Consider the following 22,195-nt stretch of genomic DNA (forward strand, 5'->3'; position numbering starts at 1 on the left):
CAATCTATATCAATAAAAATGAGAAAATATTAAATAAATAACCAACTAAAATAATACCTACTGTACAAATTGCTATAAACAATGTTAATAGTTGAGGTTTTACTGCCTTTTTCAACATAATGATTGATGGTAAACTTAGAGTTGTCACTCCCATCATAAATGATAGAACTGTTCCAAGTAATGCACCCTTAGCTAGCAGGGCTTCAGCAACAGGAATCGTTCCAAAAATATCAGCATACATTGGAATCCCAACAATTGTTGCTAATATAACTCCAAACGGATTATCCCCTCCTAAAACACTTTCTATCCAACTTTCAGGTATCCAGTTATGAATGATTGCTCCAATACCTACACCTATCAGGATATATGGAAATACTTTTTTAAAAGTTTCAACCACTTGATCTTTTGCATATATGACTCTTTCTTTACGAGTTAATGTAGGAGAGTTAATATCTACTGCACTTGCATTCATAATGAAATTCTCTACATATTTTTCCATATGAAGTTTTTCAATAATAGTCCCTCCAATAACTGCAATAACCAATCCGATGATAACATATGCAATCGCAATTTTTGCTCCAAAGATGCTCATCAACAATACTAAACTTCCTAAATCAACCATAGGTGACGAAATTAAAAATGAAAAGGTAACACCTAAGGGCAATCCTGCACTGGTAAAACCAATAAACAAAGGAATTGATGAACAAGAACAAAATGGAGTCACAGTCCCCAGCAATGCTGAAACAATATTTGCTGTTATTCCATGAAATCTTCCTAAAATCTTTTTACTTCTGGTATATTGAAGTTACTCATACAAAGAGTAATAAATCTAATATACCAATTCTCCTTTCTACCTGAATCTTTTGGTATCACTTCAGGTTGTGATAAAATTTGTAATTGTGAATGTGGATTTGTATCTTACTCTCTATTGCTCTGACTTTCTAGAAAGAATCTTACCACTTCTTCGTATCGCATTTATTATTAGTTGTATGAGTCTTTTGAATTCTAAACACACCAGGTTTTTGATACCTTTGAAGTGGATTCAATTTCACAATCACAAACTATCGTAAGAAAGGAATTGATAATTATGAAACTTGTTGGCATTGACATCGCCAAATATGAACACGCTGCTTTTATCATGGAGGCTTCTACTGGCGAATCTTTATGTGATCCTTTTTTCTTCAAAAACAATAAAGAAGGTTTTAAAAAACTCTATACGGAACTTAATAAATATTCAAAAAACGAACTCTTAATCGGTATGGAAGATACAGGGCACTATAACTTCGCCATTGAAAGTAGTTTATTGGCTGAAGGCTATAAAGTAGCTCTTATTAACCCTATTACTACTAAAAGCCTTAGAAAAGCTTCTTTAAAATCCGTTAAAAGTGATAAAGAAGATGCCCTATTAATTACGAAAGCGCTTTTAGACAAAGCCTACTATCGTATCATCTCTATTCAAGATGAGAAATTAAAGGAAGCGAAAGAATTAACTCGCTATCGTACACAACTAACCCTTGAAATGAATCGTAAAAAGAATGTTCTTCAACGACATATTGACATTGTTTTTCCTGAATTTAATACATTATTTAATAACGAATACACCATTACTTATTTAAACATTTTAAGAAAATATAGTGACGCTTATACAATTGCTCATACAGACATTCGTTCTTTAAGAAAATGTTTTAAATATTGTAACTCCTTTAGTGCGGAAGAATTAAAAGAATTAGCTTCTAATTCTGTTGGCATTCATGATGTTTCTATTTCTTTTATCATTCAATCGGTTATTTCCAGTATTGATTTAATCAACTCTCAAATTGAAGAATTAGATAAAAAAATAGAAGAACTCGCCATCACACAAGCTTCTTCTATCACATCAATACCAGGAATATCAATTATTACTGGTACTTCTATTTTAGCTGAACTTGGTGATATAAGTAAATACTCAAATGCAGGAAAAGTAATTAAATTTGCAGGTGTAAATCCTTATATAAGTGAATCTGGCAAATTTTCAGCTGATAAAACAGCCATAACCAAGAAAGGTTCCAAATATCTAAGAACAACACTTTATAGAGTCATTATTCCTGTAATTCGTCATAACCCTGCATTCAATAATTACTATCATTTAAAACGAAATCAAGGTAAAGGGCACCTCTGTGCTTTAGGTCATTGTGTAAGAAAACTTTTGAGGATTATTTATCATCTCGAAACAAACAATCTATCTTTCGATATAAATTCACTCAAATAGTCAAAACTTTTAACAAACCACATTTTATTGAAATGTGCTATTTTTAACTATAGTTCTTTTCAACATATTTACATTCACAATTTCAAAGATCGAATACTATATTTTCAAGTATTTTATATTTCATACTTTTTCACAATTTACTACTTGACTTTAATATAGTTGTCTTTCTGGTGGAAAATAACTTTGAATATACGAAATAATGAAAATTAATAAACATAATAAATAAGTTATTTTCAATACATCATAAACAAAGAATTGAATACTTCCCCCAATATGACTTGTCATATCAAGTCCTAAAGAAGTTAGAAGCATTCCTATAAGATCATTCAACCACTTCATACCTAGAACTTGATTTTGTATAAATAACCATAGCTGTTCCATATGATTCCTCCTTATATCGATGTTTTTCGATTTATAATATTTTATTTTTGCCACCTATTTTGGTGGCAGACTTATTTCATTTGATCTAAATAATCAATTGCAAATTGTATTCCTTCTCTTGATAGAGAATAATGTGACCATTTTCCATCTTTTCTCACATTCACAATTTTAGAATCTGTTAATATTTTCATATGATGTGATAATGTTGATTGGCTTACATCTAATATTTCTAACAATTTACAAGCACAGTGTTCTCCAGATTTTAAAATATCTAGAATTTTTAATCTATTTGGATCACAGAATGCTTTAAAAATTTTAGAATCTCTTTCATAATCTTTTTCCATATGACCACCTCACATTCATATTCTTCGATATAAGAATATCATACATATCGATAAATGTCAATATGTTTATATTTTGTTATAATATAAATTTTTCAATTTATAACTCTTATTATAAACAAGTCCTAAATCTGCACTTATTGCTTATCCTTATTTTATTTTCAGGTTCTTTTCAATCTCTCTGTTTTTTCTGAATCTATCCATTGATTGCTCAATAAGATCTTTATGTTTAAAATATTCATCTGCGTTTAATGGATTAATATATCCTGTTTCATAGGGAAAACGATCAAGCATATGATAATAATTAAGAACATAATAAACTGTAAGCATTATATATAATTCATTATTTTTTGTCATTTTCTTGTCCATAGCTTTAATTTCTCTTATTCTTTTTTCATCCACTTGTTTTATAAGTTCTTTAGGGTCTTTATAATCAATTTCTTTGAGTGATTTATCAAATTCAACGATACCAGCCAATTCCAAATCAAGGCAATTAATGACATACCTGTACCTTATGCTATTACCTTCTTCTCCAAAATATGATATAAACAGGAAAAACCATTCTTCTTTCATTGTGCATCCACTCCTTTTTTCACGACACACAATATCAAAACTTTCCTGCAATAGCTACTGAATATTTAAAAACGATTCAAAATCATATAATCATGCACAAAATGCACTATTCTTGTACAAAATACACTTTTAACGATTGATAAAGTGACTTTAACCTTCCTTTTGGATACTTTCTTTTCAGCTGATATTTGTAGTTTTCAAAATAAGAATAGTACCTTTTAGCCTTGAGTCCTGCTAATGATCTATCATGTATATCTGGATAAAAGCATTGAATATGAACACCCTTCGTTCTAATAATTATCTCATGAGTCAAACAGTCATAGATTTCTATATTTCCAAATTCTCCAAAATGTGCAATAAATGTTGAAAATTCATCTTCACTGATAATAACTCCTATTCCTTCTGGCTGTATAACTGCCATATATCTTTGATTCCATTCCATTATTTCATAGCTCCTGCAATTGTTCTGGTAATTGTGACTGCGGATTGTGCAGCATAGATTGTTGACATCAGATTGGCTTTCGTACTCGTATCCAGTCCAAACTGTCCAGTGATCCTTGGTATCTCGCTCGCTGCTAAAATGATCCCAATTCCTAATAGAACATTTTCTCTCATAACTCCAAGCCCTGCGATAAGGATGACAGATTGCAGAAATGCTGTTAAACAGATTCCCACAACCTGTTTGCACCACTGAATAAATCCATCTGTATATCCTCTCACTATAGAAAACATATAAAGCGATCCTACTACAACAGTAATCAAGAGGATTCCTCCTCTTTTCAGATTGGCGAAAAAGACCTTGATAATGGAATAGCCCATCATAATAAGAAGAAATATAAGCAGTCCTGTTCCTACTTTTAGACTGCTGATAGCTGTCAGTGACTGTTCTGCTGAAACACCAATTGACTTTCCACCAATTAAAGAAGCCATATCTTTTGTGAGAGTCAGTTGTAAGGAAATACAGAATTTATAGAGTTCTATAGGCAATACTGTAAAAAGAGAAACAGCCATAAAACCTTTGATAGCATTAAGGGAAGCACCTTTTACACTTCACCTGCCATTTTGATATTCTATCGCTATTTCAAAGACGGCTACAACCAGTCCAGTCGCAAATAAAGCCCAGCCAAACAATCTAAAAATTTCAACAATCGCTTTGATAAAATCATAACTGAATAGTTCTGCTCCCATGTTACCCATCATCGAAAAAAATTCACTTAAAAATTCCAATGTCTTTTCATATATCCAGTCAACGATCTGCCCCATGACCGTATCAGCCACAAAATCCCATAAAAACATTTTCTTTTACCTTTTTTCTTATAGGATGTTCCAGATATAATTAGGAGCAGTTAAAGTAAAACACAAACATCCAAACAGTATAGCTGGAGCTGTCCATTCAAACTGCCCCTGTTTTCTGTAATCGAAATATGCCATACCCAGCTTCACAAAAAAGAAAACTGCAAGGATCAGATCAATAACAGGAAAGACAACATTATTCACGACATTCTTGATTTGGGTTTCAGCACTCTTCCATGCATTTTGAATAACTCCAGATACATTTCCAGCAGCATATGTTGGCTGTATCACAACAACTGCAATCAACATAACCAACAACACACATAACAATAGCCTTACTTTTTTATTCTCTAATAATTTAATCATTCATTTCCTCCTTCTCTGCCAGTTCCACAAGTCGTTTTGCTAAAAACAAAAGACTGCCTCGATCTAATTTCTTGGCAGTCGACAATATCATATTTTGCATGTTTTTAAGTGATTCATCATTAAGTTTGACGACATTCAGTTTCTCTATGATGATAGAATTTTTGAGGACTCTTAGTTCTAGGATATCTCCCTTTTGAATATCTACCTGATTTCTTAATTCAGCTGGAAGGACTAATCTTCCCTGTGAATCAAGTATTTTGTAAACACTCATCTTCATATATATCATTGATGCAGTCTGCAAGATCATCTGCTAATCTTTCAAAGTCAACTTCCTGAAGCATAAGACATGATACAACTTCTGCTCCTAAAGAAGACACTAAATGATCACTTGTAGTAAGAGTCATTGTCCCATCACTCTCTAGAATCTGAACACTCTCAAGAGGAATATGACAGTTTTCAAAGAAACGTTCTAGGATGCAGTAAAACCCTTCATTAAACATTTCCTCCTCATTATCCTCTCTCACCTGAAAACATTTTTCTCTTATTGGCTGTCTTTCCCATTCAATCTTTATGGAATCGCCTGTTTTTAATAACAAATGCTCCATCATTTCCTTAGGAAGCTGAACACAGCCATTTTCTAATACCTTTACTGTTGATATGATCTTCATTGATATCTTTTCTCCTTTCTTTTTAAATTTAACTTAAAGCAAATATTTATAATATTCCTATTTATCCTATGACTCATCTTCATCATCAGATATATCAAACAGATCGAGCTGTTTTGACAGTGAAACACTTTCCATTGGATTGTAGTTGGAAACCAGTATTTCTGGAAATTCTGCTTCATTGTCATAGCGAAGAGCCATATTATTCAATCTGGTTACTGACTCAATATAATAATCTTTATAAAGTTCTCTGATAAATTCACAGTCATTATAGGACAGCAGGAACTTGCCTCTTATCTTTTTAAGCGTATCTCTTAATCGAATATGATCTTCTTTTGTAAAAACAACTGCATAGTGTCCTTCTGTTTCGAAGTACGGTGGATCACAATAAAAAAAAGCATCTGGTCTATCATACTGGATAATCAATGCTTCAAAATCTTTATTTTCTATAATTGTATTGGCTAATCTATCACTGATGTTCCATACAAGTGTAAATGCCTTTCGCACATCGTATGGTCGACATCCAAAAGTCTTGCACCCAGACCCATAGGAATATCTGATCAGTTTAAAGAATGCAACTGCAAGTTTAACATCCTGTTTTTCTATACGCTCCTTTTTCATCACTTCCTGTATCTCTTCTGCCTGCAGTTCCGTAAAGTAAACCTTAACCTTCTTCATTTCCTCTTCAATATATTTGTCTTCAATTCTCTGTTTTGAAATAATTTCTTTATAAAGATTAAAGATAAATCGTCCATTTTCTGGAAGATATCCCAGTTCCTGAATAAATGCTAATGGCTGATCCCTGACAACCGCAAACATATTTGTCAGGTTGTTATTAAAATCATTATAAACTTCAAACTTATCTGGCTTTTTTCCAAACAGTACCCATCCACCTCCACCAAAGACTTCTATGTATCTTCCATAGTTCTTGGGGAATCTTTGATAAATGAGTTCTCTTAATGCCTTTTTTCCACCAACCCATGAAATAAGGCTCTTTAATAATGCCAATCATTATCACCTCCTTTACCTAATCATTTTCATATTCATTTCCTGTTCCTTGATATCATAGTTTTCTTCCAGCATGCTTAGATACTCATCAAATGTCATGATTTGATTCAAATCAATAAAGTCTATATCTTCACTAAAATCGATATATCCTCTTTCTCCAAGATCAATAGGAACTCTAGAAAATATCGTACCATAATGATTCACTAGAATATGCTTGGCTAGAACACATGGTTCAAAGCCTTCATCGGAATGTCTTATTTCGTATTTAAAAAGTCCCTCTGGAACAGGTTCTTCAAGGTATCTTGCACGTGCTGGTGTAAACAAGACCTTTCTACCTTTAAATTCATAGAATTCAAATGTCTCTTTTCTCATTTACATCACCTTAGGTGTAAATATAGGAAGATAGAGATATCCACCTTTGTACAATAAATATAGGATCAAGAACATAAAACCAATCATAAGAATCATTTTCACAATTTCCTTATTGTTCATCATTTTTTCCTCTTTTTCTTAGTAAAATGAGACCTGCAATAGCACATAATGAAATACCAGCATAAGATAGGATATTCACACTGTCGCTAGTTTTCAGAATAGTAGGAATATGCTGATCTAACATGACTATCTTTTGTACGACTTCTCCATTATCATCAACAGTAAATGTGATGGATTCTGCAATATTATATCCTTGAGGAGCTGTTATTTCAGTTAATGTGTATGTCTTGCCAACTTCCAACATCACTTCATGCGATTCCTTTGTAGAAATCCATTCTTCAACGATATTACCATCTTCATCAGTGATTTTTAAATGAGCTCCTTCTAGTTCTTTCTTTGTTGTAGCATCCTGTTTAGAAATGACAACCTCATCTAGCTTGATATCTGTCATAGAGATGACTTGGTTTTCGTTTTCTTTAGAAACAGAGAATTCTATATCATCAGCTTTGATATAGTTTTCAGGAGTTTCAATTTCCTGTAGAATATAGGTTTTACCAATTTCCACATTTTTTGAATAATAAATATTTCCATCAGTCACAAAAGTTTCAATGACCTTCTGACTATCTTTCTCTACAATCTGAAGTTTAGCACCAACAACGACATGACCATTTTGATCTATTTTCTTAAATGAAACTTGCTTATCTTTCATAACGATGAATTGATCTTCTTTGTCTGTACTGACTTCAAATGTAATGGATTCAGCTTTGATATATCCATCTGGTGCAGTTGTCTCTGTTAGTGTATAGATTTTTCCTTCTACTAAATTGTTGATATGATGAGATTCTTTTGTAGAAATCCATTCATCAACAATCTTTCCATCTTCATCTGTGACTTGGATATGTGCTCCTTCAAGTTCCTTTTCTCCTGTCACATCTGTTTTGGAAACAGAAACAATTTTATCGATCATAATTGTCTTTTGCTGGTCTTCTTTAAAAGTAAATGTGATATCACTTGCTTTTACATATCCTTCAGCTGATACTTCTTCGTGTAATGTATAAGTTTCTCCAATGATCAATCCTTTCATGATATGTTCTTCTTTGGATGAAGTCCATTCATCTATGATATTTCCATCTTTGTCACTTAATACAAGTTTTGCCCCTTCAACTTCTTTTCCTGCAACATCTGTCTTTTTAAAATATGCAGTTGTTAATTTATTTTCTATTTGTTTGACTTCTCTATAGACTTTTGTTGTGTTATCCTTAATAGAAAAATCATAAGTAACAGCAGCATGATTTAACACATATCCTTTTTCTGTTTCCACTTCTTTAAGGATATAGCTTGCTTCACCTGTTCCAAGTGGCAAATCTGTTATTTCAAGCTTCCCATCCTTTGAAGTTGTATAAATACCATCTTGAGAATTACCTGTTTTGACAACATCACCTTTACGATAAATCACTGTTCCATCTGCTGGATCAACAATTTCAGAATTAGCAGTTAACTGAAATTTTGCCTGTAGATTTTCTTTCTTAGGTGCAAACGAATTGTCGCTTTGTTCAAATGCTTTTTCCAATACGATTGTTCCAGTTGGCTTTTCATTTTGAACAGTGATCTTTAATACTGGATCACCTTCATCATCAAATGTTATTGTTTTGTCTTCTGAATCAATTTTAAATTGAATATTGTCACTTAAAAGGAAACCATCAGGACTTTTGATTTCCTCAAGAGTATAACTCCCTGCCTTGACCATATCTTCTAAAACGACCTTACCATCATCATCTGTTGTCCATTCATCTTTATAGAACAATCCTACTTTTTGTTTTAAATAGTTTCCTGCTGAATCTTTAATCTTAAATGTGGCATGACTTAATTTCACATTATGACCCTGTTTATCAGTTTTTACTAACTGTAGCCATGCTTCAAATGGCTTATTGTTGACCATTCTGTATTCGATTTCTTTATCCTTATCAATCGTTACAAAAAAATCTCCACTTTTTAAATAATTGGAGTTTGTCTTTGTTTCTCTAACGATATAAGTACCATAAGGAATTTTTTTAGAAATACCTTTACCATTTTTATCAGTTGTAATTACACTGTAAGTCTTGGCTTGATTCCAGCCTTTCGCATTGACTTCACTTTTTAACTTCATTGTAAATTCAATACCTTCTAAACCAGGTACTACACCACTTTCTCCACTGTGACCTGATTTTGCGATTTCAAGCTGTCCTTTGATAACCTGTTCCTGAGAAAGGACATTCTTCATTTCCAGTTCCTTTTTTGAGGATGTCTTTTCTAATGTCACTTGATGTGTTCCATCGATGAGATATCCTTCTGGAACTTTTGTTTCCTCAATAACATATTCTCCCATAGGAAGATTCTTCCATGTGATACTATACTTATCATCAACTGTTTTTTCACCTGTATCTCCATACGTGGAATTTCCAATATTCTTAATAGAAATCACTTCACCTTTTTTATAGATGACACTTCCATCTGCAGGATTAGTGATCTTATCATTGGCTTTTAATGTATAAACAGCACCTTTCAGCGTTGCATCTCCTTGTGCTGTCTTTCCTGTTTCTATATCTTCTTTAGATAAATTGATCTGACCTAATACTGGTTCATTAAAAATCGTAATGTCATATGTTTTTCCATTTTGGGTAATGCTTTGTTCCTGCACTAATGTTGCAATGACATAATTGGCAGGTTCTTTCTTTTCTCTGACAATATATGTTCCATAATCAAGTAATCCTGATTTTGCGATGCCATTTTCATTTGTAGAGATTGTTTCAATAACTTTTGTTCCCTGAACAATTTCAAATTCAGTACCAGCCTTTTTAACAACCTGTCCTGTTTTTGCATCTTTCTTTGTTACCTGTATATATCCCTGTTTCCAGTCATTGGTTGCAGTAAAACTTGATACATCATTGGATTTGATTGTTACTGCATGAATGGTTTTATCAATGATCAAATGATCTGGAACTTTCGTTTCCTGAACATACACTTTTCCAGCTTTTAATTTATTGATTTTAACTTTTCCATCTGTACCAGTTTTATATGTCCCAATTGGTGAAGACATATCAGCATTGTAGCTGACCTTGAAAGAAACATCTGGAACATAATTTCCCTTGTTATCTTTTTTAGCAATTTCAAGACTTCCAAATGAATTGATATCAATTTTGATATTGAAATATCTAGGATCACTGTACCCAGGTGAACAGATCAGATCCTGCTTTTCTGTACTTTTCAATACAAAGTTGACCTGACTTGAGGAAGAATTGGTATATTTAGACATTCCACCTTTAATGGCATCAGAAGTTGTGATGGCAACACTTTCCTTTGAACATTTTGATGATACTGTAACCTTCATCGTATTGCTTCCTTTTGTATGTTCAAAAGTCACACCATCCTTTGTATAATCGAATGTATCATAATACTTTAACACTCCATTTGTATCTTTGAGGGTCTTGCTTTGACCTAATTCAAACTTTTGTGTTGATGTATGGAAGCTGGGCATTGTATCCCATTTGTTATATTCATCCATGATCTTGCTTTTCCAGCTGGAATAATCATCCCCCATACTATGACCCTGAGAAACCTGACCTAATACCTGCCATATAAGATTTTGAGTATATGCATATCTTTTCATCCCGCCTGATTCTCCATTATTGTATCTATAGGTTGCAAGATAAGCGACTCTCGCAGCATTTCTATAAATTCCTGTAGGATCTCCATTATTAAAGATATGTGATCCTTTTGGGAGTGTTTCTCCATGCTGTACACAGAAAGCAACCTGCCCCCAATGTGTTCCATAATCAGGAATATCAGCTCCCTTGATCCTTAATTTTAGAAGATTTGTTCCTCTATCAGTCTTATAACCAGTTTCATATTCTCTGATTGAATATTTGACCTCTTTAGCACTAACGATACCTAAATTTCCCAATGCACTGGAAAACATCATTACTGCTGAAATGATTGCTAAACCTAATTTTTTTAATTGATTTGTTTTCATTTTCTTCTCCTTTCATTTTTACTTCTTTACTGCTTGTATACTGATCTAAATCATCACGACCACCTCCTTTGTAAATAAAAAAAGAGTTAGATTTTTTATCATCTAACTCTCTTATAGCTATTAGTTATTATTGATATAATACTCTTAATCATACATCAGATTTAATCCCTGCATGCCACATGTACATCTGTAGATTTCATATCCAGTAGGACACTTTCGACAATATTCATCCCAACTGATTTCTCCATCTTCATATTTTTTATTCCATTGATCTGAGATGGATTGAAATTTTCTTATTGCTTCATCACTTGTTTTATACCATCCACCATTGACAGTGAACCTGTGTTTATGTTTTTCCTCTTTCTTAGCCTTATCTTCTTTCTTGTTATTCTTCTGTGGTACTTTTTCAACAGGTGTCTTTCTATTTTTTTCTTCATCATTTTGTTTTGATGGTTTATCAGTATTTCTTGATTCTGTCGTTTTACTTGTTTTTTTATTTGTAGTTTTCTTTTGATTAGAAGTTTTATTATCCACTTTCTTCTCTTCACTTTTCTTATTATTCAATTTTTCTGCAGGTTTAGAAGTACTTTCTTGTTCTTTTTCTTCCTCATCGGTTTCATCAGTCAATACAACTTTTTCTTCTTGATTATTTAAAGACTTTGTTGTTTCTTTATTTGGATTCTCTAAACTACATCCTGTTAATAGGAGAACTGCTAATGCTAAAAGTAATATTTTTTTCATAATCATCATCCTTTCCTACATATATTATCAGCACATAAATTTAATAAAGTCTATACTTTTAATTTATATCGTTTTACGTTAACATGTTATACTTTAAACTCAAAATAAAAAGATGATTCAAATCATTCATTAAAATGAGATTCAATCATCTTCATTTTATTTTTCTTCATCTTCTAAAATTTTAATTGTGAATACATATATTAAAATTTATAGATAAACTGGAATTTGAATAACACAATTTTATAGCCTCTTAGCAGAGGTTATAGTCTATCAATAAAATCCTCCAAAAGCCTTGAAAATAAAGGATTTATCGCAATGTGTTCGCCTTATCCCTTTATATGATTTCACACAAGTTTACTCTCTCCCTGACTGCTTATAAGGGCAAAATCAAGGGAAAGAAAATCCCATAACAAGATATAACAGAGTGTGGCAATCGGAGAACTGTGACATATGTGCGAATATATTATAGTGGAGGATTTTTTAATGAACAAGTATATTTATGATGAAAGCAATGGTCTTTGGTATGAACTGCAAAGAGATTATTATATCCCTTGCCTGACCTTACCAGCCGAAAAAGAAAACAAACCTATCGGTTTATGGGGGCAGCGACACAAACGATATTTACAGGAACATAAGAGGGCGTTTTACGCCACGCTACTCACAAGTGGCAAGTTGAATGCTTATCTTGCGGATGTCGATAAACAGGCGGAGGAACGCTTTGAAAGGATTGTAGAACAGATGAAGCAGGCACAGGGTATCACGGAACGCCTAAAGGCGAAAAATGCCTTAGAATGGGTTGGACAGATGAATAACATTCGGGCTTGTGCTATGGAGATTGTGGAGAGGGAAATTATATTCGCATAAGTAGACAAGGCGGCAGGGAGTAAATTCTCTGTCGCTTATTTTTACTGTATTTTCGTTACGAAACTTGACAAAAATCTCTCCCTTTATTATAATTTATGTTATATAACAATAATTATAAAATGGCGGAGAGGTGAAAAATATGCCACCAAAGGTGAAAATTACAAAAGAGATGATTATAGATGCAGCATTTGAGATAGCACGAAGTGAGGGAGCAGAAAATATCAATGCACGAACTGTATCAAAAAAATTAGGCTGTTCCACTCAACCTGTTATGTATCATTTTAAAACAATAGAGGAATTGAAAAAAACTGTATATGTTAAGGCAGATGAGTATCATTCCGAATATATAACTAATATTCAGAGTGAAAATCCGATGAAAGATATTGGACTGAATTATATACGCTTTGCTGAAACAGAAAAAAATTTGTTTCGGTTTCTATTTCAAACAAATGAGTTTATAGGAAAAAATATTTCTGAGTTGATAAATTCTGAAGAATTACAGCCTATTATAGCTATACTGAGTAAAGAAGTAGAGGTCAATACAGAACAGGCGAAAACCATTTTCCGTTCATTATTCCTGATTGCACACGGATATGCAAGTATGTTTGCAAATAACGAAATGACCTATGACGAACAGACGATTATATCTGATTTAGACTTGGTATTTGACGGAACAGTTTATTCATTGAAAGGAGGATTATAATGTATCGTTTATATAAGAAAAATGAATTAAATTTCTCATTGGTTTGGATTATTTCCTATGTTGTTTTGTTTAGTGTTGCTGACAGCTTTTCTGCTTCGCTTGGCACTGAAAAAATAATTGCTGCACCCGTTGCTATAGTTTTTACATTGCTTCTTTTAGTTTTTGTGAGTAAACACAACTTAAAAGAAAAATACGGTCTGTGTTCTTTTAATGGAAGCCTTAGAAATTTCTTATATTTTACTCCGCTACTTCTAATTATGAGTATTAACCTATGGAATGGCGTTACGATGAAGCTGTCTGTTTTAGAAACTGTGTTATATATTTTAAGTATGCTCTGCGTTGGATTCATTGAAGAAATTATTTTTCGTGGATTTCTGTTCAAAGCATTATACAATGACAATGTAAAGTTGGCGATTGTTATCTCAAGTGTTACTTTTGGAATTGGACATATTGTAAACTTACTGAACGGAAAAGATTTAATACCTACACTCTTACAAGTTTGTTATGCAATCGCAATAGGTTTTCTTTTTACAATTATTTTTTACAAAGGAAAGAGCCTTTTACCGTGTATTATTGCACATAGTTTTGTAAATTCTTCGAGCGTTTTTGCTGTTGAAAATTCTTCAATGAAGTTTCATATTATTTCAAGTGCAGTATTATGTATTATTAGCTTAAGTTACGCACTGTGGATATTGAAAAAAACAAAACAATTTGATGAATATGAAAATAATGATAGGCGGTGATGATATTATATGCCAACTATTATTTCAGAATGGATATATTGCCCTGTATGCGGCAATAAAACCCGTACTATGATACGGGAAGATACGGAATTAAAAAACTTTCCTCTCTACTGTCCGAAATGTAAGCAGGAAACAATCATCAATGTTCAGGATATGAAAATTACACTTGCAGACAGTAAATAATTATGTATACCGCCGCTATGGATAACACCATACACGGCGGTTTTTGAATGCCTATCGGCTATCTCTGTCAAAGGATTTCTTACGCTGTCTTTGGGGCGGTTTCTGCTTATTGCGTTCCTGTATCTCACGCAGATGTTTTAACACGCTTTGCTTTTCGGGCGGTCTGTACTGTGCCTTAGCGGTGGCTGTCGGTTTCCTGCTGACTTGACGTTCCCATTCGGCAAGGTCACGGTTATATTGTTCTACAACACTTTCCATTTCTCGGAAAGTACGCATAAACGCCTGCACATCGGGATAACCGTCCTCTTTCAGAATATCGGGCAGCTTATCCAGCTTAACGGAGATTTTCTTTTCCGTCTGCTGTATCTGCTCGGTAATCGTTTTACGCTCTTTGCCCTTGAAAATCCCTTTTGTATCGGCAAGCTGCGCTCTCAGTTTTGGAAGAATATCGTCTTGTAAATGACGGATTTCCTTTGCCCCCTCATGCGCTTTTATCATCAGGCTTCGCATATGGCAGAACTCTGCCATATCAATATCAAGTGTAGGCTTGGGCGGCATATCCTTTTCCCTGATAAGGCTTTGCAGAAAATCTTTTGCCTTTGCCACAATCCCACGGAACAGATTAGGTAACCAGCCTTTGCTCATGATTGACTGACTTGCTTTTTCGTGTATCTCGGTCTGCTTGACTTCTAAAATCTTTGCTTCGGAAATACCCGATAACAACGCCATATCCGCTGTCCTGTTCCATTCCTGCCTTGCGGTGTTATCCGCTTCAATCTCGGCGGCTTTGGGATTGTTCTTACCGATTTTCTTGGTGGGAAGATAAACGCTGTTCTTATCAAACACCTTTAACTGCTGTTCGGGATCGGAGATATGCCGATTGATAAGGTCGGTGTAAATCTCTTTTACCTCCCGAAGAAAAGGCTCATTTTTGAATTTATCATCTTTCACGGTAAAGAGGTGGCTTTCGTAAACCTCGCCCTTTTTTATGACGGTACAGCCTTTTCGTATCTGTCCGTCCTCCCCTGTGATTTCTTTCTTGGTGCGTACCCTTTTGCCTGTTTCATCATAGAACACGCTGCGTGTGGCTCTCTTGATGTCAGGTTCAGGAAGCAGTTTTCTTTCGCTGAAGATAAGGTGGATATGATAGTTTGTCTTGCGTTTGTTGTGGTGGAGGGCTGACACGCACTCCACACCATACCGCCTGTGGAACTCCTCCGTAAAATCTTCAAGGACTTCCTGCGGCTCGTATCTTGTATATACTTCAGGCAGGGCGATAATTAATTCCCTTGCTTCAATACATTTGCCCTCTGTACCGCTTCGCTTAAATTCCTGCTGGCTTTCCCTTGCAAGGTTACTCCCAAATTCATTGTCAGCGGTGCGGTAGGTGGCATAGAGATTTTCCTGTCTTGCGTGGCTTGTGATATAGGATATTCTTCCCTTGACATTGGGTAGCTTCGACATCTGTATAAATGAATGTCTTGCCATATACTCCTTTCTCCCGTGACGGGCATACTCTTTTTGCAACCGAGAAATCGGTTGCCGCTGTTTCGGCGGCGTAAGCAGACGGACAGCGAAGAAAACAGTGTGCTGTTTTCTTCTGTATCATAGCGGCGGTGCATTGTCCGAAGCTGTGATACAGTGCCCCCTGCAAGGGCGAAATACCCAGAGTACAAATCGAAGATTTGTGCGAGGGGTGTATTTCGCTCTCAAACGCTGGGGGCTTGGAGAACAGTTATTCTACTTTGCGGACATCGTTTTCATTGAGCAGGTTTCTTCCCTGATTGACACTCATAAATCGCTCTAAAGTATCCCTGCGGATAATCGCTTTTCTGCCGACCTTGAGGACGGGAAGTTTGCCCCAGTCTACCAACTTACGCATTGTATTTCTTCCGATACCCGTACATTCTGCTGCTTCTTCTATGGTTAAACCCATTTTGATGTTGCTCATTTTATCAACATCCTTTCAAAATACGCATTTTGCAACTGTGTATCTGTAATTATACTTGTTTTGCTATCTCTTGTCAACTTGTTTTGCAACTTATTAAGAAATATTTTTGCCTATTATTAAATTTATGGTTGCAAAATAAGTTTTTCTATGATATACTATCAGCAATAGGAGGTGAAAACCTTGAAAAAAGAAATTACATTCACCGCAAAACAGGTCGGTGAACGAGTGAAAGAACGCCGAACAGAATTAAACTTAACAATGCCCGAACTTGGTAAGCGTGTCGGGGTAAACAAATCTACTATTCAGAGATATGAAGCGGACGGAGTAGACCCGAAGCGTACAATGATTATCAATGGACTGGCAGAGGCACTCCTGACCACTCCCGAATGGCTGACAGGACTTTCCGAAGATAAGGAATATGATAGCCGCACTTTATGTGCAAGGGATATGGAGGAACATATCAAAAAATATCTTGATACGGTTTCTTCTGTGGTAAAGGGAGAACCGCACCAACAGCTGCTCACGACATTCCTCGGAAAGATGATTGACCTCTATACGGTTATGGCTTATCACTTTGCAGACGCAACGGCTGAAGTTGACCGTGTAGCGGAGGACGAAGGCTTAAAGCAGTCCTTACGCCGCTATGCGATTGAGTCAAGGGCAATTATGGAAAGAGTTTACCGTAAAGAAATGGAACTTCCTATCGAGGATATGAAGCAGTTTTTAGATGGGATTTTACATATCTACGATGAGGGACGCACCGCTGTAAAGATGGGCGACCTGTTCGGGATAGTGACAGCAGCTGAAGAAAGGGTTGCTGAAAAAGAAAAATTCCGTGGCTCTTTGACAAGTGAAAACGATGACTGACACTCATCGGCATAAGTAACCTTATTACTTTACGCACACCATATGTCACAGTCCCGATTGCCACGGATAGAAAGGGGAAATTTATCTATGGCAAAAGGTTCTGTAAGAAAAAAAGGTAAAAAGTGGTACGCACGCTTCTACATCGAAGATGAAAGCGGCAGAAAAGTACAGAAAGAGTTTGTGGGAACAGAAAGCAAGTCTGAAACAGAAGCCCTGCTCAGAAAAGCAATCGCTGACTATGAGGAAAAGAAATTCGTTGCGAAGTCTGAAAACATCACGGTTGGTATGCTGCTCGATCTGTGGGTGGAGGAAGAACTGAAACCCGGCAATCTCAGCAATGGTACGGTAATGTCCTATCAAGGAACGGTCAACCGTATCAAACAGCACCCGATAGGAAACCGAAAGCTGAAAACCGTAACCGCCGACCATTTACAGGCGTATATAGACTTTCTCAGCTTTGGAGGCACAAATCCTGACGGTACAACTGCAAAGGCACTCAGCAAAGGGTATCTCCGATTGTTTTCGGCTGTTTTACAAGGGGCGTTCCGTTTTGCAGTATTCCCGAAAAGGCTGATAACCTTTAACCCGATGCAGTATGTGGTATGGCGAGGAAAGAAAGAAGAATACGAGCTGTTCTCTTACGAGGATGGGGAAACAACTTCCACACCAACGCTCAGCTATGACCAGTATCAGAGGTTAGAGGACTTCCTGAAAAAGAAAAACAATCCTGCACTTCTTCCTATACAGATAGCCTATTATACAGGCTTGCGTATTGGAGAGGTCTGTGGTCTGACTTGGCAGGACATCAACCTTGAAGAACAATATCTGACAGTACGCCGCAGTATGCGTTACAACGGGGCAAGGCACAAAACAGAAATAGGGGCAACAAAGCGTAAAAAAATCCGCACAGTTGACTTTTGCGATACGCTTGCCGCAATCCTGAAAACTGCGAAAGCAGAACAGCATAAAAACCGTTTCCGATACGGGGAACTGTACAGTCTTAATTACTATTTGGAGGTCAAAGAAAAAGACCGCACCTATTATGAGGTTTACAGTCTGCCGAGGGCGGAGGAAGTCCCAGAGGGGTACAAGGAATTATCCTTTGTCTGCCTTAGACCTGACGGGGCATTTGAAGCACCGAGTACGGTGGGGATTATGTGCAGGACAGCGAGAAAAAAGTTGGAGGGATTGGAGGATTTCCACTTCCATATGCTCAGACACACCTATACAAGCAATCTGCTTTCAAACGGTGCAGCACCTAAAGATGTGCAGGAACTACTCGGACACACTGATGTTAGTACCACAATGAACATTTACGCTCACGCTACAAGGGAAGCGAAGCGTACTTCCGCAAGACTACTGGATAAGGTAATCGGCGGAGCATAAAAAATTTCCCTTGTTTCGGCTCATAAGGGCAAAAACAAGGGAAAATACATAAGGTTTGAATATTTAATAGGCGATATGCCTTGAAAACACAGGGTTTACAGAGGATTGAATAGATAAATTGGAATTTGTTTATAACTTTCTAATCGGAAAAAACATATAATTTTTCCCTGTCTGCGGACAAGTAAAATCATGAACTGCACCCACCAATGGAATAGCATTATCTTCCAGATATTTTATCGCCTTTGAAAAGGTATCGTCACTTTCACATTCCACATAAATATATTCATAACCAGGAATAATCCATTTTGTCCAACCGTTGGGGGCTTCTGCGTCATCACTACATTCTACTCCGGCAAGATAAAGTCCTTTGTTGAAGTCCTCCCATGGATTAAATGAATGAGAAAAATCAGACATTGCTCCCCATATTCCACCTATATTTCCGTTTTCATCTTTCTTTGCTAAATGTTGAACTTCTTCAAAATGGGAATTTGCCTCGTCCCATAATTTTTGAATAAATCCTGCTCCATCTAATGATGAACCCTCTTTCCCTATTACAACAAAGGACTCTTTTTCACATCTTTCAATTTTCATTTTTTACCTCCATCAAATTCCAATTTATCTTTCTATTAAATTTATTATACAATTCATGTTTATCAATAACAATCATTTTCAAATTTATTGACATCCAAATTGGGCGAACTCTTAATCAAAAAAGACCATATATCATGCATGACATCCATCTGTTTTAGATGACATCCAAATTGAGCATTAAATTTGGTGGAGGCGAGGGGAATCAAACCCCTGTCCAAAAAATATCCACATCTTTTATAAAGATATGGATATTATTACAATTCAAAAATGATAAAATGCTATTAATTAAAACTTTAATTTTTAACTGTATAATAATTTTCTTATCTGTGATTTCTTCCGTTATTAATCACAATATTCTTCATTTATATTTAAAAAATATCATATTCATTCTCTAATTTTTCACGGAAAATTCACGACATTTTTACGAAAAAATCAATTTTCACGGCAAAATCAATGATTTTTATCTACAATGTGTATGATACTTATACATTGTAAAAAGCATTGATTGTATGGTATAAATTTCGATTATTTAAGTGTTATATAATGCTCACATGAGGTTGTAATTACTTATTTCTTTGTTTCATGTGAGGAACGAAATCGTCCACTCACGACTTAATTCCATTTTGTAAATTTTATCGCCTATGAATGGGCTTTTATTCAACCTCTTTACACCATTCCCACTTGTTTCGTGAAAGTAAAAATGAGGTTTGGTGTAAAAATTGGTGTAAATGGTGTATGTCCTTATTTAGTTTTTGGTTTTATATCATTGCTATAAGTCCTGTGCTTCATTCTACCACTTTCTCGTCATAAAGTAAAGAAAGCACACCCCGCATCTCTACGGCATATGCTCTCTTTCTGATTCTCTGACTATTTACTGATTAAATTGTAATTCCAATCCCTCAAACTCTGACTTTCTTAATTCCTTTGTTACATCTGTATAGATGTTCAATGTAGTAGATACATCTTTGTGTCCGAGTGCGTCCTGAATGACTTTCACATTCACTCCGGCTTCACACATTCTTGTAGTAAATGTATGTCTGAGAGAATGACAGCTAAAGTGTGGAAGTAAAACCTCTGGATTTTCACTTTCCAGAAACTGCTTATCATTACAATTTCTTATGATACGACGGATTGCTTTATTGAGGGTTGCTTGATGTTGCGGCTGACCAAAACGATTTACAAAAACAAAATCAGTGTATCCATCAACCGTAGCTTCACAATGCAGTCCGAGAAGTTCCTGCCTTTCTTTTTCCATTAAAAATGCTTCTTTCACAAATTCAAGCATAGGAACTTGTCTCATACCTGCCGGAGTTTTGGTTGTATTCACATTGAAATAGCAGCCTTTCTTGCTTCCTTCAGTTCTGTGGTCATAATAAACCAGTGTATGATTCACATCTATAATCCCTTCTTCTAAATCTATATCACACCACCTAAGTCCGGTTAGTTCTCCCACACGCAACCCTGTTCCAACCATAACCGCAAATATCGGATACCAGTACTGTGCTTCCGGTGTATTCTTCAGATACTCAAGAAAAAGTTCCTGCTCCGGTTTAGTTAATGCCCTGCGTTTTTCGGTCTTAAAGCAATGCGATTTCTTAAGTTCACGCAAAACATTATCTGTTGGATTACTTCTGATATAATCATCATCTACCGCCATCTCAAAAACCTGATGAAGAACGGTATGTATGCTGTCAATCGTTGCGGGTTTCAGATGTCTATCATCAACAAGACTGTTATAATACCTCTTTATATCAGTCTTTTTTATAGACATTATGAATTGAGAACCAATCTGATTACGCACGAATGTCTCGTACATATATTTGTAATTTTCAAAAGTATTATTCTTTATTCCACGTTTCAAATCTCTCCAAAGTTCATACATATCGTTAAGTGATGTATAGCGAGCTTCTGCCTTGATACCGTCTTTCTTGTCCTTGTCAATTTCATCTTCCTTATATCTTAAATCATCCAAGTTCCTTGCATAAATACAATGTCTTTTACGGTTCTCATCTGTCCATCGGAATTGATAAGTACCGTCTGGACGTTGCGATTCCCCTTTGCGGAGAACCTTTCTTGATTTATCTTTTCTTTTAGTATTTGCCATTGTGTTACCTCCTACAATTCTGTGCTTGAGTCAATAAACTCCTCTAACTTCTCTCGTATAATTAAAAGCCTGTCGCTTCTTGCAATTCTGAAACTGCAATCCTTATCCATCAATAATGCCTTTAATCTTCGCTCTCCAATACCTGAATAAGCAGCCGCTTCCTCGACCGTAAGACATTTCTTTTCCCAAATCGGTATATCCTCCGGTGGTTGCAATAGCTGTTGCTGATATTCATAAAGTTCAGAACCATCTATTTTATACATCTACATTCCTCCCCTCAAATAGAACACATCTGGTCTAAATATTCTTCAAATTGTTTGCGTTTAATTAGAGTTCTTTTCCCAATTTTCAATGTAAATTGTTTTGCTTCCGGTTGCTTTGTAAGTTCTCGTATTGTTTCTCTACCAATGCCCGTATATACATACATTTCATCAATAGAAAGTGCTATCTTATGCCACAACGGAACGCTCTCGCTTTTACTGGAAAACCACTCATCACTCAATCTGTTCATCATCTGCACCTCCCTTAAATTCCGATGTCTGAATAAATTTCTCGAATGCTTTTCTCTTGATAAATCTGCGATTACCCATCCACAATACAAATGGACAGGCATATAGATTTGTTATTTCAATCAGTTTTTTCTCACTGATTCCTGTATAAAAAGACGCTTCTCTTATGGTTAATATAGGCTTATGCTCTAATGGCATTTCTTTTTTGCTTTGCATTTCGTCCTCCTTGTATTGATG

The 22,195-nt window shown here is 35.3% G+C and carries 26 protein-coding genes and 1 pseudogene; 7 read left to right on the top strand and 20 right to left on the bottom strand.

Translation table 11 applies throughout. The features are described 5' to 3' along the window. Positions 1-4 precede the first annotated feature (4 nt). On the bottom strand, positions 5-736 hold the full coding sequence (locus GQF29_RS06080) for a permease (RefSeq protein ID WP_430392660.1): 732 nt from the start codon (positions 734-736) through the stop codon (positions 5-7). Positions 737-1,087: 351 nt separating this feature from the next. Between GQF29_RS06080 and GQF29_RS06085 the strand changes: the two genes are divergently transcribed. Then, on the top strand, positions 1,088-2,248 hold the full coding sequence (locus GQF29_RS06085; RefSeq protein WP_008790901.1) for an IS110 family RNA-guided transposase: 1,161 nt from the start codon (positions 1,088-1,090) through the stop codon (positions 2,246-2,248). A gap of 150 nt (positions 2,249-2,398) precedes the next feature. On the opposite strand, the gene GQF29_RS06090 is transcribed toward GQF29_RS06085, so the two are convergent. The 12 genes and pseudogenes from GQF29_RS06090 to GQF29_RS06150 all read right to left on the bottom strand — a co-directional run bounded on the left by GQF29_RS06090 (position 2,399) and on the right by GQF29_RS06150 (position 12,057). Continuing rightward, positions 2,399-2,629 carry a hypothetical protein gene (locus GQF29_RS06090; protein WP_008789374.1) on the bottom strand — a complete coding sequence of 77 codons (231 nt, stop codon included), beginning with the start codon at positions 2,627-2,629 and terminating at the stop codon, positions 2,399-2,401. Positions 2,630-2,700: 71 nt separating this feature from the next. Further along, entirely contained in the window at positions 2,701-2,973 is a 273-nt protein-coding gene (locus tag GQF29_RS06095; protein WP_008789373.1) for an ArsR/SmtB family transcription factor, read from the bottom strand. Positions 2,974-3,120: 147 nt separating this feature from the next. Further along, complete coding sequence (locus GQF29_RS06100; protein WP_017144072.1) at positions 3,121-3,543, bottom strand: hypothetical protein; 423 nt, start codon at positions 3,541-3,543, stop codon at positions 3,121-3,123. A 106-nt stretch (positions 3,544-3,649) separates the two neighbouring features. Beyond that, entirely contained in the window at positions 3,650-3,985 is a 336-nt protein-coding gene (locus GQF29_RS06105; RefSeq protein WP_008789371.1) for a hypothetical protein, read from the bottom strand. Beyond that, positions 3,985-4,839: pseudogene (locus tag GQF29_RS06110) on the bottom strand (conjugal transfer protein TrbL family protein). The gene GQF29_RS06105 and the pseudogene GQF29_RS06110 overlap by 1 nt, the downstream one beginning before the upstream one ends. A gap of 18 nt (positions 4,840-4,857) precedes the next feature. Further along, positions 4,858-5,202 carry a DUF3852 domain-containing protein gene (locus tag GQF29_RS06120; protein ID WP_008789369.1) on the bottom strand — a complete coding sequence of 115 codons (345 nt, stop codon included), beginning with the start codon at positions 5,200-5,202 and terminating at the stop codon, positions 4,858-4,860. Then, positions 5,195-5,473, bottom strand: coding sequence for an AbrB/MazE/SpoVT family DNA-binding domain-containing protein (locus GQF29_RS06125; protein ID WP_008789368.1), 279 nt, complete (start codon positions 5,471-5,473; stop codon positions 5,195-5,197). The genes GQF29_RS06120 and GQF29_RS06125 overlap by 8 nt, the downstream gene beginning before the upstream one ends. Next, positions 5,451-5,870 carry a hypothetical protein gene (locus tag GQF29_RS06130; RefSeq protein ID WP_008789367.1) on the bottom strand — a complete coding sequence of 140 codons (420 nt, stop codon included), beginning with the start codon at positions 5,868-5,870 and terminating at the stop codon, positions 5,451-5,453. Before GQF29_RS06130 ends, GQF29_RS06125 begins: the two co-directional genes overlap by 23 nt. A gap of 66 nt (positions 5,871-5,936) precedes the next feature. Then, positions 5,937-6,875 carry a DNA adenine methylase gene (locus GQF29_RS06135; protein WP_117599110.1) on the bottom strand — a complete coding sequence of 313 codons (939 nt, stop codon included), beginning with the start codon at positions 6,873-6,875 and terminating at the stop codon, positions 5,937-5,939. Positions 6,876-6,890: 15 nt separating this feature from the next. Further along, complete coding sequence (locus GQF29_RS06140; RefSeq protein WP_008789365.1) at positions 6,891-7,247, bottom strand: LPD28 domain-containing protein; 357 nt, start codon at positions 7,245-7,247, stop codon at positions 6,891-6,893. Between the two features lie 109 nt (positions 7,248-7,356). Beyond that, complete coding sequence (locus GQF29_RS06145; RefSeq protein ID WP_008789364.1) at positions 7,357-11,316, bottom strand: MSCRAMM family protein; 3,960 nt, start codon at positions 11,314-11,316, stop codon at positions 7,357-7,359. A gap of 144 nt (positions 11,317-11,460) precedes the next feature. Then, complete coding sequence (locus GQF29_RS06150) at positions 11,461-12,057, bottom strand: lipoprotein (protein ID WP_008789363.1); 597 nt, start codon at positions 12,055-12,057, stop codon at positions 11,461-11,463. A gap of 483 nt (positions 12,058-12,540) precedes the next feature. Between GQF29_RS06150 and GQF29_RS06155 the strand changes: the two genes are divergently transcribed. From GQF29_RS06155 to GQF29_RS06170, 4 genes are all read left to right on the top strand, one after another. Then, positions 12,541-12,921, top strand: coding sequence for a TnpV protein (locus GQF29_RS06155; RefSeq protein WP_008789362.1), 381 nt, complete (start codon positions 12,541-12,543; stop codon positions 12,919-12,921). A 139-nt stretch (positions 12,922-13,060) separates the two neighbouring features. Further along, positions 13,061-13,624 (top strand): TetR/AcrR family transcriptional regulator, encoded by a 564-nt coding sequence (locus tag GQF29_RS06160; protein WP_004612408.1) that lies wholly within the window; start codon positions 13,061-13,063, stop codon positions 13,622-13,624. Then, positions 13,624-14,367 (top strand): CPBP family intramembrane glutamic endopeptidase, encoded by a 744-nt coding sequence (locus GQF29_RS06165; protein WP_004612409.1) that lies wholly within the window; start codon positions 13,624-13,626, stop codon positions 14,365-14,367. The genes GQF29_RS06160 and GQF29_RS06165 overlap by 1 nt, the downstream gene beginning before the upstream one ends. A 9-nt stretch (positions 14,368-14,376) precedes the next feature. Next, on the top strand, positions 14,377-14,550 hold the full coding sequence (locus GQF29_RS06170) for a cysteine-rich KTR domain-containing protein (RefSeq protein ID WP_004612410.1): 174 nt from the start codon (positions 14,377-14,379) through the stop codon (positions 14,548-14,550). Positions 14,551-14,601: 51 nt separating this feature from the next. Here the strand turns inward: GQF29_RS06170 and GQF29_RS06175 are convergent, their stop codons facing one another. Then, entirely contained in the window at positions 14,602-16,038 is a 1,437-nt protein-coding gene (locus tag GQF29_RS06175; RefSeq protein ID WP_008789361.1) for a MobA/MobL family protein, read from the bottom strand. A 247-nt stretch (positions 16,039-16,285) separates the two neighbouring features. Next, a complete protein-coding gene (locus GQF29_RS06180) occupies positions 16,286-16,501 on the bottom strand; it encodes a helix-turn-helix domain-containing protein (RefSeq protein ID WP_004612412.1) in 216 nt (71 codons plus the stop codon). Between the two features lie 171 nt (positions 16,502-16,672). On the opposite strand from GQF29_RS06180, the gene GQF29_RS06185 reads away from it, so the two are divergent. Both GQF29_RS06185 and GQF29_RS06190 read left to right on the top strand, forming a co-directional pair. Then, positions 16,673-17,368 (top strand): helix-turn-helix domain-containing protein, encoded by a 696-nt coding sequence (locus tag GQF29_RS06185; RefSeq protein ID WP_004612413.1) that lies wholly within the window; start codon positions 16,673-16,675, stop codon positions 17,366-17,368. Positions 17,369-17,455: 87 nt separating this feature from the next. Continuing rightward, positions 17,456-18,754 (top strand): tyrosine-type recombinase/integrase, encoded by a 1,299-nt coding sequence (locus tag GQF29_RS06190; protein WP_004612414.1) that lies wholly within the window; start codon positions 17,456-17,458, stop codon positions 18,752-18,754. Between the two features lie 129 nt (positions 18,755-18,883). On the opposite strand, the gene GQF29_RS06195 is transcribed toward GQF29_RS06190, so the two are convergent. From GQF29_RS06195 to GQF29_RS06215, 5 genes are all read right to left on the bottom strand, one after another. Beyond that, positions 18,884-19,345, bottom strand: coding sequence for a GyrI-like domain-containing protein (locus GQF29_RS06195; RefSeq protein ID WP_008789359.1), 462 nt, complete (start codon positions 19,343-19,345; stop codon positions 18,884-18,886). An 871-nt stretch (positions 19,346-20,216) separates the two neighbouring features. Continuing rightward, positions 20,217-21,449 (bottom strand): tyrosine-type recombinase/integrase, encoded by a 1,233-nt coding sequence (locus tag GQF29_RS06200; RefSeq protein WP_008789358.1) that lies wholly within the window; start codon positions 21,447-21,449, stop codon positions 20,217-20,219. 11 nt (positions 21,450-21,460) lie between these two features. Continuing rightward, a complete protein-coding gene (locus GQF29_RS06205; protein ID WP_008789357.1) occupies positions 21,461-21,712 on the bottom strand; it encodes an excisionase in 252 nt (83 codons plus the stop codon). 14 nt (positions 21,713-21,726) lie between these two features. Further along, on the bottom strand, positions 21,727-21,963 hold the full coding sequence (locus tag GQF29_RS06210; RefSeq protein WP_230862189.1) for an excisionase: 237 nt from the start codon (positions 21,961-21,963) through the stop codon (positions 21,727-21,729). Next, positions 21,944-22,174, bottom strand: coding sequence for an excisionase (locus tag GQF29_RS06215; RefSeq protein WP_008789355.1), 231 nt, complete (start codon positions 22,172-22,174; stop codon positions 21,944-21,946). The genes GQF29_RS06210 and GQF29_RS06215 overlap by 20 nt, the downstream gene beginning before the upstream one ends. Positions 22,175-22,195 lie beyond the last annotated feature (21 nt).

Origin of the sequence: Coprobacillus cateniformis (genome assembly GCF_009767585.1) — a bacterium.
Taxonomy (GTDB): Bacteria; Bacillota_I; Bacilli_A; order Erysipelotrichales; family Coprobacillaceae; genus Coprobacillus; species Coprobacillus cateniformis.